This window comes from Haladaptatus sp. SPP-AMP-3 (assembly GCF_049568665.1).
GTDB classification, from domain to species: Archaea; Halobacteriota; Halobacteria; order Halobacteriales; family Haladaptataceae; genus Haladaptatus; species Haladaptatus paucihalophilus.
The window spans coordinates 99,951-114,439 of record NZ_CP145900.1; the positions used below are offsets into that span (position 1 = coordinate 99,951).

13 protein-coding genes are annotated in these 14,489 nt (G+C 54.4%); 6 read left to right on the top strand and 7 right to left on the bottom strand.

The genetic code is table 11. The annotated features are described in order from the left end of the window. Positions 1-84 precede the first annotated feature (84 nt). Positions 85-2,004 carry an acetate--CoA ligase gene (acs, locus tag V5735_RS19340; protein WP_423746667.1) on the bottom strand — a complete coding sequence of 640 codons (1,920 nt, stop codon included), beginning with the start codon at positions 2,002-2,004 and terminating at the stop codon, positions 85-87. Between the two features lie 38 nt (positions 2,005-2,042). Next, the gene (locus V5735_RS19345) at positions 2,043-2,696 is read right to left on the bottom strand and encodes a ribonuclease HI family protein (RefSeq protein WP_423746668.1); all 654 of its coding nucleotides are present in this window, start codon (positions 2,694-2,696) and stop codon (positions 2,043-2,045) included. A 204-nt stretch (positions 2,697-2,900) separates the two neighbouring features. On the opposite strand from V5735_RS19345, the gene V5735_RS19350 reads away from it, so the two are divergent. After that, positions 2,901-3,212, top strand: a complete 312-nt coding sequence (locus V5735_RS19350; protein ID WP_423746669.1) for an SWIM zinc finger family protein — start codon at positions 2,901-2,903, stop codon at positions 3,210-3,212. Between the two features lie 163 nt (positions 3,213-3,375). Next, complete coding sequence (locus V5735_RS19355) at positions 3,376-4,341, top strand: transcription initiation factor IIB (protein ID WP_423746670.1); 966 nt, start codon at positions 3,376-3,378, stop codon at positions 4,339-4,341. Positions 4,342-4,363: 22 nt separating this feature from the next. Here the strand turns inward: V5735_RS19355 and V5735_RS19360 are convergent, their stop codons facing one another. Beyond that, on the bottom strand, positions 4,364-5,569 hold the full coding sequence (locus V5735_RS19360) for an anion permease (protein WP_423746671.1): 1,206 nt from the start codon (positions 5,567-5,569) through the stop codon (positions 4,364-4,366). 642 nt (positions 5,570-6,211) lie between these two features. Further along, positions 6,212-7,315 (bottom strand): ABC transporter ATP-binding protein, encoded by a 1,104-nt coding sequence (locus V5735_RS19365; RefSeq protein ID WP_423746722.1) that lies wholly within the window; start codon positions 7,313-7,315, stop codon positions 6,212-6,214. A gap of 330 nt (positions 7,316-7,645) precedes the next feature. On the opposite strand from V5735_RS19365, the gene V5735_RS19370 reads away from it, so the two are divergent. From V5735_RS19370 to V5735_RS19385, 4 genes are all read left to right on the top strand, one after another. Then, entirely contained in the window at positions 7,646-8,692 is a 1,047-nt protein-coding gene (locus V5735_RS19370) for an ABC transporter substrate-binding protein (RefSeq protein WP_423746672.1), read from the top strand. Between the two features lie 3 nt (positions 8,693-8,695). Further along, positions 8,696-9,634, top strand: coding sequence for an ABC transporter permease (locus V5735_RS19375; RefSeq protein ID WP_423746673.1), 939 nt, complete (start codon positions 8,696-8,698; stop codon positions 9,632-9,634). Between the two features lies 1 nt (position 9,635). Then, the gene (locus V5735_RS19380; RefSeq protein WP_423746674.1) at positions 9,636-10,538 is read left to right on the top strand and encodes an ABC transporter permease; all 903 of its coding nucleotides are present in this window, start codon (positions 9,636-9,638) and stop codon (positions 10,536-10,538) included. Between the two features lie 527 nt (positions 10,539-11,065). Then, positions 11,066-11,299, top strand: coding sequence for a DUF7385 family protein (locus tag V5735_RS19385; protein ID WP_423746675.1), 234 nt, complete (start codon positions 11,066-11,068; stop codon positions 11,297-11,299). Between the two features lie 397 nt (positions 11,300-11,696). Here V5735_RS19385 and V5735_RS19390 read toward each other — a convergent pair whose 3' ends face one another. The 3 genes from V5735_RS19390 to V5735_RS19400 are packed head-to-tail and all read right to left on the bottom strand — an operon-like array spanning position 11,697 to position 14,482. Further along, positions 11,697-11,870 (bottom strand): hypothetical protein, encoded by a 174-nt coding sequence (locus V5735_RS19390; RefSeq protein WP_423746676.1) that lies wholly within the window; start codon positions 11,868-11,870, stop codon positions 11,697-11,699. A gap of 3 nt (positions 11,871-11,873) precedes the next feature. Further along, entirely contained in the window at positions 11,874-13,751 is a 1,878-nt protein-coding gene (locus V5735_RS19395) for a prenyltransferase/squalene oxidase repeat-containing protein (protein ID WP_423746677.1), read from the bottom strand. Positions 13,752-13,771: 20 nt separating this feature from the next. Then, positions 13,772-14,482: a hypothetical protein gene (locus tag V5735_RS19400; protein ID WP_423746678.1), complete on the bottom strand. Its 711-nt coding sequence runs from the start codon at positions 14,480-14,482 to the stop codon at positions 13,772-13,774. Positions 14,483-14,489: the final 7 nt, after the last annotated feature.

The window sequence follows — 14,489 nt, forward strand, 5'->3', positions numbered from 1 at the left end:
GCGGTCATCCGCTAACCGTATCGAACAGTGTGTGAACGACGGAGAGAATTATTTCGTGTTTATTCGAAAGCCCGAAATTGAGTGCTACTGGTCGAGGAGCGATTCGAGTTCGCCGACGATTTCCGGATTGCGGAGCGCACTCGTATCGCCGAGGTCCTCGCCGTTCGCGATTGCTTCGAGATACCGCCGCACAACCTTCCCCGACCGCGTCTTCGGAAGCGACGGCGCGAACGTGACCGTATGCGGGACCGCGATAGCGCCAATCGCCGACTCGACCGCTCTCTCGATTTGGTCTCTGAGTGCGTCGTCGCCTGCGACGTTCGACTCCGGACTGACGAATGCGTGGACTGCCATCCCTTTCACGGTGTCCGACCGACCGACGACGGCCGCCTCGGCCACACCTTCGACGCCGACGATCGCCGACTCGATTTCCGTACTGCTCAATCGGTGACCGGAGACGTTGAACACGTCGTCAGCCCGTCCGCGCAGATGGAGGTAGCCATCCCCGTCACGAACCGCTTTGTCGCCAGTCTCGTATTGCCAGTCGCCATCCGCGGTTCGCGTTCGGCGACCGCCCCAGTCGGTCTGCTCGCAGAGCGATTTCGCCATGCCCGGCCACGGCCGCGTCAGGACGAGCTCTCCGGGCAACCCCGAATCGACCGGCTTACCGAGTCCGTCCACGACTGCGGCCTCGACACCGGGGAGACTCCGACCGACCGCACCAGGATGCATCGAATCGACACCGGGGAGCGTCGAGAGGACAACCCCGCCGGTCTCGGTCTGCCACCACGTGTCCACAACCGGACACTCGCCACCGCCAACGTGTTCACGATACCACTGCCACGTCGTCTCGTCGATTGGTTCGCCGACACTGCCGAGCAGACGGAGCGACGAGAGGTCGTGTCTATCGGGGTACTCGCTGCCCCACTTCATGAACGCCCGTATCGAGGTCGGTGCCGTGTAGAAGACGTTGACATCGTTGCGGTCGATGACCTCCCAAAGGCGGTCTTTCTCCGGATGGTCCGGCGTCCCCTCGTACAGGACGGTCGTCGCGCCAATCGAAAGCGGGCCGTAGACCGTGTAGGAGTGGCCCGTAATCCACCCCACGTCAGCGGAACACCAGTGAACGTCATCCGGCGTGAGGTCGAACACGGCGTGACTCGTCCACGCCACGTGCGCGAGATACCCGCCGGTCGTATGCCGCACCAGCGTCGGTTCGCCGGTCGTGCCGGACGTATAGATAAGAAAGAGGAGGTCGTCTACGTCGCGCTCGACAGGGGCGATTTCGGTCCCCGCATGGTCGGCCACGAGATCGTCGAAGGCGTGGTGGTCGCCAGCCGGGATATCGTCGTGAAGACGGTTGACGATGACTCGCTCGACCGACTGTTCGACGGAGAGACAGGCGTTGTCGGCCATGTGCTTCAAGTCCAGTGCGGTGCCACGGCGATAGTAGCCGTCGCAGGTGACGAGATATTCCGAGTCCGCACCGCTCATGCGTGTAGCAAGTGCGTCCGCGGAGAACCCCGCGAACACAACACTGTGCGGTGCACCGATGCGCGCACATGCCAGCATCGCTATCGGGAGTTCCGGCACCATGGGTAGATAGATAGTGACGACGTCGTCTTCGCCGACACCCAGGTCACGCAGGGCGGCCGCGAACGCGTTCACTTCTGCGTAGAGTTCCCGGTAGGTGTAGGTGCGAGTCTCTTCGAGTTTGCCTTCCCAGATAATCGCGGTCTCGTCACCGCGATCGGCCGCTACGTGGCGGTCCACGCAGTTGGACGCCGCGTTGAGTCGCCCACCGGGAAACCAGCACGTCGTCCCGTCGTCATCCAACACGTCGTCGTATGGACGGTCCCACTCTAACAGGTCGGCGGCGGCCTCCCAGCACGCTGGCCAGCCAGCCTCGGGGAACGCGTCTGCGTCGCGCTCGGTGATGTTCGCCTCGGCGACGAACCCTGTTGGCGGCACCTCCCATTCGTCTTTGCGCCTCCCGTTCGCCATTCGCTTTGAGGTTCATCTAGACAGACAAAAATCTTCGTCTACCCAGGTCCGAAGGCCGCGATATCGGCTCCCACTGTCGCCAGTGCGTCGGCGGGGTTCGGGTCGCTGTCGGCTAGATGCGTGTACTGGTGTTCCGGGATGTTCGACAGTGCCACCGTGATGGCCTCGCTGTACGTCTCGACGCCCGGTTCCGTCGGGTCATCGCCGCCCCAGACGTCTCGGATGACCGTCATAGAATCGATGCGCACTTCCAGCCTGCGTGGCTCGTAGCGAACCAACAGTTCGGAGAGCCCGAGCTGGAGGGCGACGTACTCGGCGGTGTTGTTCCCCGTCTGGGAGCCGACGGGTCGGCCGAGACGGGCGAGTTGATCCTCCGCAGCGTCCATGATGACAGCACCCGCACCGGCAGGGCCGGGGTTGCCGCGTGAACTACCGTCGACGTAGAGGACGAGTGTGTCGCTCGTCGGCTCGGGGACGGGTGGCCGGGTGAGACCCGAGTCCAGCAGGCTTTCGAGCGCGCGACGCAACTCGGCCGGGGTGGTCGCGGGGTCGAAGAGACCGCCGTAGCCGGGCACAGCGTCGTTGATAGCGTCCGTGGCAGCCGCCACCTCGTAGCCGACGCCCGCAAGTACCTCGTCGACGAGCTCGGCGAGTGGCGAGAGGTATTCGGCCGGGAGGCGGTCGTCGGTCACGCCACTCTTCCCTTCGAGCTTCGGTTCCGGGCCCTTACACCCTCGCTCTCTGATGATCTCGTTGGCTGATCACACCACTGCATATCGGTCTTCGGTGGTCAAGCGGGATAATCTCTTCAGGTGGCACCGGTCTTCCGTAAACAATCCGCAGCCCTTGAAGCTGATGAGACGGCACAGAAACGCGCACAAGCCGAACAATTTCCCTTGACGCGATGCCCCGGACTCGTTGAAATCACCAACGAAAGCCACGAGAACTCCGCAAACCACCAGTGCATCGTCACCATCGATGACGCGACTGAGGAACTGACGGCCTGCACGTGCCCGCATCACGTCCACCGCAACGTATTCTGCAAGCACATGGTCGCCGTCGAAACCACAACTGACGACGGGACGCGCGACGCCTTCCCGTCGGAGGACGACGACGAGACCGACCCCGAAGACTGCGACTGCGATGGCCTCAACGGGTTCCCCTGCTGGCCGTGCGTAAGAACGGGACGAAAGGAACTGCCGAACTAACTACCCGCTTCAGTTCTTTGAATCAATGTCTTCGAAGGGATACAGACCTACAGCTCCAGCGATTACTGATTTTGCCGCCAATCTTTTAGCCCGGTTTTTTGGATAGTTTGGTGGATATATCAGGCACAGACGTTAACCATGTCGGCTTGCTCTGCGCTAGAGTATGTCACACCCTACTCGTCGAATCGAACGCGACGACGAGATGAAAAAGAATACCGAGAAACACAACCGTGCCCGAATCTGTTCCGAGTGTAACTCAAATACGGTAATTACAATCGCCGATGGAAGAGAACTCGTTTGTGAAACCTGTGGATTAGTTGTTGAGGAACACCCCATTGACCAAGGTCCAGAATGGCGAGCGTTCACCCATCAGGATCGCCAACGGAAGGCTCGTGTTGGCGCACCAACAACGCCCACAAAGCACGATAGGGGCCTAACGACGACGATAGACTGGAAAGATAAGGATGCATCTGGCCACACGTTATCGGCCGAGAAACGCAAACAGATGAACCGGCTACGGACGTGGCAAGAGCGCATCCGAACAAAAAACGCAAACGAGCGCAATCTCCAGTTCGCGCTCGGAGAAATCAACCGAATGGCAAGCGCACTGGGCATCCCGCATTCGGTTCGGGAAATTGCCTGCGTGCTCTATCGCCACGCACTGAATGAAGATCTGATTAAAGGTCGATCAATCGAAGGCGTTGCAACCAGTTGTTTATATGCAGCGTGTCGGAGTGAACAAATCCCTCGTAGTCTAGAAGAAGTATCGGCCGTGTCGCGTGTAGATCGAACGGAAATCGGACGAGCATATCGGTATATCGCATGGGAGCTTGGACTCGAAATTGAACCCACAGACCCACATCAGTATATTCCCCGTTTATGTTCAGAACTCAGCTGTTCTGACGAGATCGAAGAGAAAGCTAATGAAATCATAGACGTCGCAATCAATCAGGGACTACTTTCGGGTAGATCACCCGTTGGCGTTGCCGCAGCAGCAATCTATGGTGCTACGCTTCTTTATCAGGAAGAATACACCCAAGGTGAAATTGCCGATATCGCCAACGTTTCTCAAATGACCGTCCGTAAGCGGTATCAAGAGCAGATGGACGCACTCAATAGATCGAATTGATTATCAGTACAGTTGACTCCGTTTACAGAACTACAGCAAATGCTCGATACAATAGAAAGCCCGTGACTCCTGCACCAAAGAGCGTGAGCAGCCAAATTGCGACTGTATAAATTGTTTTTCGGACGGAGATACTTTCTGTCCCTTCAGTTAGGCCACTTCCAATGATACTCCAGAGGATAATATTGTTGAACGAGATCGGGTAGCCGAGAATTATCGCGGTTTGAGCGATGATAAACGCCGGAATCAGCGCTGCGATTGATCGTAGAACACCAAGCGACGAGTAATCACGTGCGACCGCTTGGAGAATTCGGGGTGACCCCATCCATGCTCCCAACAGAATCCCAATTGCTCCGATTGATAGCAAAATTGTCCCTGGAAGTTGCAGCTGTGATTCAAACAGAGGTTCCAATGGACCGGTCGCTAAGCCAACTTGACTGCCACCGCTCGAAAAGGCAACTAAACTCCCAAGACCAATCAAAAAAAGCCGAACGCCACGGTCGATAGAACGATTGAGTGATCGTCGAAGTAACCCGGCTATGAATAGACCCAGAATCAAACTCGTAGACGCCATCACAAAATTATACGCTCCAATTATCGGCGGGCCAGTCATCCCCAATGAGTGAGCGACGTAACTTGCGATGGTTCCTTGTGCAGTACCAGCGGTAGGAATCAGGGCCGATGGCATATTCGCAACGATGATACCAACGATCCCACCGAGGATCGGGAGCGTGATTTGTTCGGAAAGACTGGTGCGACGGAGCAAGTAGCCCGTTGTATAAGCAATCGTAATCGACATCACTGGTACTGCCGCCCAGAATGTTGCAATTTCACGATAGGTTCCATATGCAGGCTCCCCACCAAGGGCCAGACCCGCGCCAACGATCGACGCCGTCGTTGCAAACGCGGCTGGGATCGGATATCCTGTTCGAACTCCAAGTGCAATAAAGCCTGCTGCTGTCAGTAGACCTGCAATCGCCGCGAGCGGTGTTAATTGAGCGCCCGCTATCAGCCCTTCCCCCACCGTTTTCGAAATATTGCCACCTTGTGTGATCGCTCCTAAAGCAGCAAGTAGCCCTAGAAGAAATGCAGCGCGCATTGTCGAGAGGGCATTTGCACCGACTGCGGGTGCGAATGGGGGAGAATTACTACTCGCTCCTAATGCCCACGCCATCGCTAGACTTGTAGCGATCGCACCAGCTACGACAATAAATGATGTTAGGATAGCCATCTGCTCTTTGAACTGCGTACCCTATTCATCGTCAATAGCAATAGCCCCACTGCTTGAATGAGCGTCCTGAACAATTCATAGGAATTTCCGGATATATACTCCCGTAACATCCGATCAGAAGTTCGTGTACAGTCGTTTACACGGGTAGCAAATAGGCTTATTTCTTTGTGGGTGTTGTCCTGCTGTTCGCGGGTCCAATATCTGTCGAGTTGTCTCCTACTTAGCAATTACGTGGCGGAGTTTCTTGCCCATACAGTTGATAAACAGACCACGCGTCATCGGTCTTCTAAGAGAATCGCGATTGTCACCGGCGGGAAAGGATATGGAAAGACTACCAATGCGACGCTCGACGCCTTCCCGTCTGAGGACGACAACGATGCCGAACCAGACGACTGCGACTGTGACGGCCTCAATGGCTTCCCGTGATGGCCGTGCGTGAGAGCGGGGGAAAGAAATTATCGACTGAGCCCCAACGCGAACAAAGTGTGATGCTTCCACGTTGTTCAAACCGACCGGAACAGACAATGAACGGAATTGGCAAATTAACTCCTATTTGAACCGAATCTCTTTCTATCGCTGCGCCGATTACGGGGCTCCCCACTCGCAGAGTACAAAATATCAGCCGCCGCACCGATTTTCCAGTCAATTGGTCGGAGTCGATGGGCTCGAACGTGACTCCGGAACATCCTGTTCGAAGACGACCGGTGCTCGCGGTTGAACGTCAAATGCGGCACGTTCGCCACGCGATACCGGAGTGTCCCGGCCCTGTATGACGACGCGTACATCGGGAAGTGAGTCGGAATCAGCTTCGACGGTATAGTTGGTTTGGTCGCCCTGGAAGTAGCGTTCGACGATAGTTCCTTCAAGCATACCATCGGTATTCGCTATGGAGAAGTCCTCTGGGCGAATCGAAACAATCACCGAGCCATCAGAGATTTCCTCGTCGTATCGAAACGAAAAACTCCCATCTCCCAAGTCGATGGTCGTCGCCCCATTCTCGGTTCGCGCTCGCCCTTCGAACAGATTCGTGTCGCCAATAAAGTTCGCGACGAACGGACTCGCTGGGTTGCGATAGATGTCTTCCGGGGTTCCGATCTGTTCGATTCGTCCTTCGTTCATTACGGCCATTCTATCGGAAAGCGTCATGGCGACCTCCTGGTCGTGGGTGACGTAGAAGAACGCCCCCTGTGTCTTTTCGTGTATTTTCCGGAGCTCGACTTGCATCTGTTTACGCAACTTTCGGTCGAGGCTCGAAAGTGGTTCATCCAACAGGAGGACGCTCGGCTCGTTGACGAGTGCGCGTGCGAGCGCGACACGCTGCTGTTGACCTCCCGAAAGTTCGGCGGGATTGCGCTCTTTATACCCGCCGAGATCCACGAGTTCGAGGTAGCGAGTAACGCGTTCGTCGCGTTCGTTCGCGTCCACGCCCTCTTTTTTCAGTCCATACCCGACGTTCTCCCCAACAGTCATGTGCGGGAAGAGAGAGAGATGTTGGAAGACGAGATTGGTATCGCGGGCGTCCGGCGGCACACCGGTCATATCTACACCGTCGAGGAACACCGTCCCGTCGGTCGATGCCTCGAAACCGCTTATCATCCGGAGTGTCGTGGTTTTTCCACAGCCTGACGGCCCAACTAACGAGAAGAACTCCCCCCGTTCGATAGTGAAACTGACACCGTCGACTGCGGTCACGCTTTCGAACTCCTTGCGAACGTTTGAAAGGTCTATCAGCGCTTCCCCTTGCATCTCTGTCTGACTCTCTCCCCTCCCACCCATGTGGTTTGATACCGTACCGAGCTACAAAATAGTAGCTGTTATCAGATTTATCCACAGTCATAAATTAACTATTTACCTTAATGAAGGAGGAACTTTTGATGATGTGATATAATAAACATGCCATTACAATCCGTATTGGGTTAATAATCGCAATATACGAACTCCCAGTATTATAGCCGTTGGTCAACTCTCCACTATGTGGGATGATTCCAAATGACACATAGCACAGATGAGACAACGCGGCCGAACAGTTCCCGACGAAGATTCCTCGAGACGGTAGGTGCAACGAGTATCGCAAGCGTGCCCGTGGTTGGTACGGCAGCCGCACAGAAGCCGACGATCAACATCTTAACGTGGGAGGAGTACGCCGACCCAGCGATCAAGAACACCATCGAGAAGAAGGTCGGTGTGAAGCTCAACATCACGAAATCCACCTCGTCGGCGAAGATGTTCTCCAGCTGGAACGCAGGCCAGTACAGGCAGTACGACATCGCGATTCCGAACAACAACTACGTACCGAAGATGATGAGTGCTGACCTGCTGGCACCCGTGCCGAACGATGCTATCACGCATCAAAACTCCATCTATGACAAGTTCCAGCAGTTCCAGAAGAACCAGTTTACGCAGAACGGAAACCTCTACGGCGTTCCGATTCGGTTCGGCTGGTACGGCTATTCGTACGACTCTCGAAAACTCTCGCCCGACCACGAACAGTCGTACGATGTTCTGTTCAACAAGAAGTATGATGGGATGAATATGAAGGGAAAGATCGTCATGTACGATAACCACTTCAAGGCGATGAGCGCCACCGCGCTATATCTCGGTATGCGGAAGCCGTTCAACGGGCAAAAAGTCTCGCTCTCGGAAAAACAGTTACAGAAGGTCAAGCGGACGCTGATACAACAGAAGCCGCTACTCCAAGGCTATATTGCGGCCGATCCGACGTACATTAAATCATTCAAACAGGGGAATTTCATTGTCGGTCAGTCGGGCCGCAACGAAGTCGTCGAGATGCAAGCGAACGGGACCGAGTGGCCGAAGATGGCGACGCCGAAGGAAGGGTCACTCGCGTGGTTCGAATCTGCCGTCGTCTCCAAGGCTTCCAAAAACAAGCCGAAAGCATGGCAGGTCGTCAACCAGTACCTCTCGCCGAAGCAGGGGGCGAAGCTCGCACAGGTCGGCTACTCGCCGAGCGTCAATCCGAAGACCCAGCAGTTCCTGACCAAGCGGCAAAACGAGCTCTACGGCAAGATCAACCCCGACCGATTATCGGACTTCATCCCGTTCAAGGCCGTCGAGAACGAGCAGGCGTGGATCAAGGCGTGGGAAGAGGTCAAAGTCTCATAAACCATGTCCTCTCGGTCTTCTCGCCACAACGAGCCATCGGTCCGTGAACGATTCGTCGGCGCGTTCACGTCTCGGGAAAGTAAGCTCGGAATTACCGCCGGACCGGGACTGATTTGGCTGTTTTTGCTGTTGCTCGCACCGATGACGTTTATGGTCGCGGTCAGTTTCGTCAGCGTCGATTCACTGACCTACCAGATAGTCTGGGAACCAACGCTGGAAAACTATCGGAGCCTCTTCTCTGGAACTGGACCATTCTGGACGACGTCGTTTTTCCAGTCGTTGCTCCTGTCGTACCTCATTGCGGCAGTGACGACCGTCCTGTGTCTCGTGCTGGCATTTCCGCTCGCATACCTGCTCGCACGCCGAAGCGGACGGACGTTCAAGGTCGTCATCTTCCTCGTGTTGCTTCCGTTCTTCACGATGTATCTCGTCCGCGCCTACTCGTGGTATCTCATGTTCGGGCCGAGCGGTGTGATCAATCGGTCGCTGCTGAAGATCGGCCTCGTGAGTAGCCCCGTGTCGCTCTTCAACTTCGGCGTTCCAGCCATCGTCGTCGGTCTCACGCACGCCTACTTCCCGTACATGCTGTTGTCACTCTATGCGAGTCTGGAGGGCATCGACTTTACTCTCGTGGAGGCCGCTCGTGACCTCGGTGCGAGTCGATTCGGAACGCTCAGGGATGTCATCTTACCCTTGACCCTGCCTGGTATCATCAGTGGGAGCCTGTTCGTCTTCGTCCCCAGCCTCGGGGCGTTCATCACGCCACGCTTCCTCGGCCAGGGGAAGGTGTTGATGGTTGGACAACTCATCGAGGAGCGAATCAACTCGCTGTACGCCATTGGATTCGGGAGCGCGGCGTCGATGTTCATCGTCATCTCTATCGTCGTCGCCTTCGCGCTCGCGTTCCGCTACGTCAGCATCGAGGAGCTAGGGGGTGCCTGAGATGGGAACCGAGAACCGAACCGAATCAGGTACCGACGTCGAAACGGGTCAACTATCTGTCTTCGACCACCAACGTCGGTCCCAACTCCTGAAATATGGCCTCTACGCCATCGCGGCAGGTCTGCTCGTGTTCCTCTGGATTCCGTTAGCGGTGATGATGTTCCTCTCGTTTGCGGTCAATGCCAGTACATTCTTCCCGTTTCAGGGTTTTACCCTCGCCCACTACGTCGCGACGTTCGCTGATGCCGGATTGATGCTCTCGGTCTGGCACAGCGTCCAAATCGCAACGCTCGCAGCATCCATCGCAACGGCATTCGGAGTCCTCGCCAGCTTCGCGCTCGCACGATACGACTTCCCCCTGAAAGAGACGTACCGCTCGTTCGGGATTCTCCCGATGGTGGTTCCCGGCATCGTCCTCGGTATCGCCCTTCTCATCTACTTCCGGACGCTGTTGCCCCAGTTGTTCGGTGTCGTCATCGTTCCGGGGTTCTGGACCGTCGTCCTGACCCATAGCGTATACGGCTTCCCCTTCGTCGTACTGATGGTAACGGCTCGCCTCTACACCTTCGACGAATCGTTGGAAGAAGCGGCCCGTGACTTGGGGGCTGACCCGCTCACGACGTTCAAGGACATCACACTGCCTATCGTCGCACCCGCCATCGGCGCGGGATTCCTCTTCGCGTGGATTCGGTCGTTCGAGGACTTCATTCGTGTTTATTTCGTCAAGGGCACGCTCAACGTCCTGACCACGTCCATGTTCTCGATGATCAAGTATGGGACCGCGCCGAAGATGAACGCCATCTCGTCATTTATAGTCTTCGTTATCGCCGTCGCCCTGGCAATCGCCATGAATCTTGGGAACGTCACCGGCTATGTCGCAGGGACGGGAGGCGACGAAGAGTAGACTGTAGGTCTATCGGGGTCGTCTATCTATCTGCCTATCGACCGGTTACGCCGTGGAAAACGATGCCTTTCGCGAGTTATTCCCGATGGAACCCTAACAAACCACTCATCGGAACATTGGAGACGTAACTACGGTTCGTCGGGAACGTAGGGGACGACGACGCCGAACCCGACAACTGCAACTGTGACGGTCTCGGTGGCTTCCCCTGCTGGCCATGCGTGCGAACGGGACGAACAGAACTGCCGAACTATCAGTATAAGTTGACGCTGATTTTTCTCTTCATTAACTGGACGTAAGCCCACTAACTATCGGAGAACGGCCTTATTGGAGTTCACAATCGTTGATGGGTTTCAGTGGGGGTGTGAGATACAGGGCGCGTATTTTCCATGCCCCTTCGCGTCGACTTCCCACCTCATTCCCTTGTAGTGGCGTGGCGCACGGCGAACCGACCGAGTGAGGATTCGGTCCCAAACTGGTCGATCCAAACCTGCAGAGCGTTTATGAGGGAGAACTTCGTTTCGACGGGCATGGACGAGGTAGACCTCAACTCCCTGGTGTCGTCACTAACACCCCAAGAGGAGAACCAGTCGATCAAGTCGTACCAGAACACGGTTTCGGTGCCGTGCCCGGCATGTGACGAACCATTCGAGGACCTCGTCGTCTGCAAGCAGAACCCGACGAGCCTCAACCTCTCAATGCAACTCGACCTCTGCGTCGGCGTCGAAGACGATCGCGCATTGATCTTCACGCACAGACAGTAGTCGACTGCTGAATACGAATCCCATAAGAATTCGGGAGGAAGAACGGTATCCCCGGCTCATCAACGTCACTAACGAGACGCCTGATATAATATTTTTAGATATTATTATGTAAACTAATTCTTAGATCGGATACAATTACTCACATCATTCGACCATGTAGTTGGTAGCAGTTCGAATCCCACCTCAAACAGATTTCACGGCTCTCCGACTCGTCCCGAACTGTGGACTGACGAAGGCAAGACTGTTCGTCGACTCTCTCTGTTCCAGGACCTCTATTCTGAGGTGCTCGTCGGGGAAGGTGACTACGATTTCAACGGCACCTTATTGCTAGAACTCTAAGTCCGCCGCTACTCGATTGAAGGATAGCCAGTCGGGATTTCAGAATGCAAGAAACCGTTCACTGCTTTGCATACTTAAATTGAAGGGCGGCGTAAGCAATTGCTACAACGGCGACACCAAAGGAAAGTGTACCAAATAAAGAATTGGCTGGAACCGTTGATACCTGTGCAACGAGGAGGAAGCCCACGAGGATTACGAGGACGGCGATAAGCCGGTCAGTTTGACCTGACATGGTTTAATTATTTTTTGAATTGTTATTAATGGACTGGTTTTCGTTTCGGTCGAGGAATACATAACTTCTCACTGCCCAATAGGTATGTTGCATCTGTGGGTCAGCCTCCCGGCTATCGGTAACCCGATATGGATTATAGGAACCTCTATCTGTTCGAAGACTATCGAGCCACGTAGACACCGCTGTGACGTTCTCTGGTTTTGCATCAAGCGCAGTAAGTGTTGCAAGCGATAGATAGGTGGCGTAAACGTCGGGGACAGGGGCAAACTGTGATTTCTGCTGCATTCGGTAACCGCCACCGTCTCTTCCTGCCCGAAGCAGTGCAACAGTTTGGTCTCGATTCGGTATAGAGCTGTTCATCAATCGAAGTATCTTAACACCATGATACGTTGAGACAGTCAACCCACGTGACCCATAACTCCCGTCAGGATTGATGGTATTTTTGACGCGTTCAGTTATGTGTGCAGTCGGCATATCGTAACCATATTCTTGGCCAATAGCCACAGCAGCGTGGAGTTGGTTGAGAGACATTGCACCGAGATCACGCGCAAACACTGCATCGAGACTCCGCTCAACGATATCGGAAGGAATAGGTGGACTATCACTGCGTTTGGCAATTTTGGCGATAACAAAGAGAGTTTTCAGGTTCACCGGTTTTTCACTGTTGCTCATCGATTGATAAACAGATTGAAGTCTATCAGCGAGAGGACCACTGTACTGCGGATCAACATCAAGAACAGATAAGGTCGATACGGCGTAGTACGTCGTTTGGAGACTCTCAGTAGACTGTGACACTGGTGCGAACCCCCCACCAGGGAGTGCATGGTACGCGAAAAAGTTTGTGATATTTGAAGTATTAGTTCCCGACAGATGCTTTTTCTGGAGTATCTGTAGACCGAGAGCAGTCCCCATAGAATCTGACCGCTGATGGCTATAAACGCTAAATCCACCGTCACTGTTCTGTTCGCTGATGAGCAATTCATCGACACGATTACGGAACGAGGTGTCTTCAACACCCGTGATCTGTGCGATAGTTAAGTATGCATCGAGATAACCGAGATCGAGACTTTTATTCTCAAGGTCCATATTTAGCTGTGCTTGATGGTGAGCGAGTGCCTTCTGCAGATGATCCCCGTTCATTAGTGAACGATTTTTGGCTCCAAGGAGACGAAGGCTCATCGCAATTCGACTTCCAAGGCCGACCTCCTCAACTGTCTCAAACTGTTCGATTTTGTCCCACTCCGACGTGAGCCATTTAATGGTCTGTGTGCGTTGTTTATCCTTAAGGCCACCAACCGTATCTAGCGTTGATACGGCCCAATATGTCGCAAGGACACTTCCGTTAGATGATGTACAATCGCCGTTAGTGGTACGAGCTCTACAATAAGAGCCGTCTGGAAGCCTAAAACGATTAATATCTGCTCTGAGCCGTTCTATCGAACCGGTTTCGCCATTAAGCGTCTGTATCGTCTGTGCTACATAGTAGCGGTCTTCAAGAACAGCCAGAGTTGCATTCGAATGTGTTGCTGCCGACTGATACGATTCCATTCGAATCTCTGAGAGCCATTGAAGCGTCTCATTTCGATTTGTCATTGACCAGCCAGTTCGATTTATAGCAGTGACGAAGTAATATGTTGCATACAAACTCGGGTCATCAGTCTGGAGGAAGCGATAACTTCCCGTAGGTGTTGCTGAACGACGAACAAGCGAACTTGTTGTCGAGAAGTGTTCTGTACCTTGTGAAATTGTGTCAACACCAAGTGGATCAGGATGAGGTGGTGCCGGAGTAGACTGTTCGTTATGGGTAATTACCACTCCGACAGTGATACTTGCGAAGATGACGAGAATCGCTGCGAGTATGGCAACCGTTCGTTGGTTCATATTAAAAAAGTTTGATTGGCTTATGGGGCTGCGTTCATGTCCGTATCGAGTTCCACAGATCGCCAACTGTAATCGAGCTGGGCTGTGGTATCAATCGCAACTCCGGTTAGCGACCAACTGGACGAGGCCGTTAAGTCGACGTATTCGTGAGCGACACGGGGCTGGGAGAGTGTGTTCGTGTCCCATGTGCGATCAAACTTACCGACATTATTGCTAACGCCGAAGAAGCCTCCACCGGGATCGAGGTTCGGTTCGATACCATTTGCCGTCGCAGTTGAACTAAGAGTCACGGACTCGATATTCTCTCCAGTAGGCCAACTGAGGAAGTCCGTACCATCAGCGACATATTTGACCTTCCAACCGTTACTCCACGTCCCTCCAATATCAGAATCGAGATGAATGTAACCACTGTCTTCGTTTTTATACGCGTCGTCATTGTCGCTGACAAAAGCGGATGCTTGTGTTGTGACATCGCTCTGCGTAGCGATTCCGTCCCCCACAGAGAACTTATCGGCATAGGCATCTTGTAGCCGCATTGGTACAGTCCAGTTGAAGTCAGAACCAACTTCGACATTCACCGTGTCAGCGGATGTGTTCGCTGGAATCTCTGGTTGTGACTGGGTAGATGCCGTTGCCGCCGTGGCGGTACTGATTGTTACACTTGCTAGAAGACACATCCCCACGACCGCGAGGATGGAAATTCTGGTTCGATTTCTTTTTTCTTGGGTCATTTTGTAC

What these genes read in the sequence shown, in the direction of transcription:
- acs (WP_423746667.1), bottom strand. Translation starts at nt 2,004, where the DNA reads ATGGCGAACGGGAGGCGCAAAGACGAATGGGAGGTGCCGCCAACAGGG.
- V5735_RS19355 (WP_423746670.1), top strand. Translation starts at nt 3,376, where the DNA reads ATGTCACACCCTACTCGTCGAATCGAACGCGACGACGAGATGAAAAAG.
- V5735_RS19360 (WP_423746671.1), bottom strand. Translation starts at nt 5,569, where the DNA reads ATGGCTATCCTAACATCATTTATTGTCGTAGCTGGTGCGATCGCTACA.
- V5735_RS19365 (WP_423746722.1), bottom strand. Translation starts at nt 7,315, where the DNA reads ATGCAAGGGGAAGCGCTGATAGACCTTTCAAACGTTCGCAAGGAGTTC.
- V5735_RS19375 (WP_423746673.1), top strand. Translation starts at nt 8,696, where the DNA reads ATGTCCTCTCGGTCTTCTCGCCACAACGAGCCATCGGTCCGTGAACGA.
- V5735_RS19380 (WP_423746674.1), top strand. Translation starts at nt 9,636, where the DNA reads ATGGGAACCGAGAACCGAACCGAATCAGGTACCGACGTCGAAACGGGT.
- V5735_RS19385 (WP_423746675.1), top strand. Translation starts at nt 11,066, where the DNA reads ATGGACGAGGTAGACCTCAACTCCCTGGTGTCGTCACTAACACCCCAA.
- V5735_RS19390 (WP_423746676.1), bottom strand. Translation starts at nt 11,870, where the DNA reads ATGTCAGGTCAAACTGACCGGCTTATCGCCGTCCTCGTAATCCTCGTG.
- V5735_RS19395 (WP_423746677.1), bottom strand. Translation starts at nt 13,751, where the DNA reads ATGAACCAACGAACGGTTGCCATACTCGCAGCGATTCTCGTCATCTTC.
- V5735_RS19400 (WP_423746678.1), bottom strand. Translation starts at nt 14,482, where the DNA reads ATGACCCAAGAAAAAAGAAATCGAACCAGAATTTCCATCCTCGCGGTC.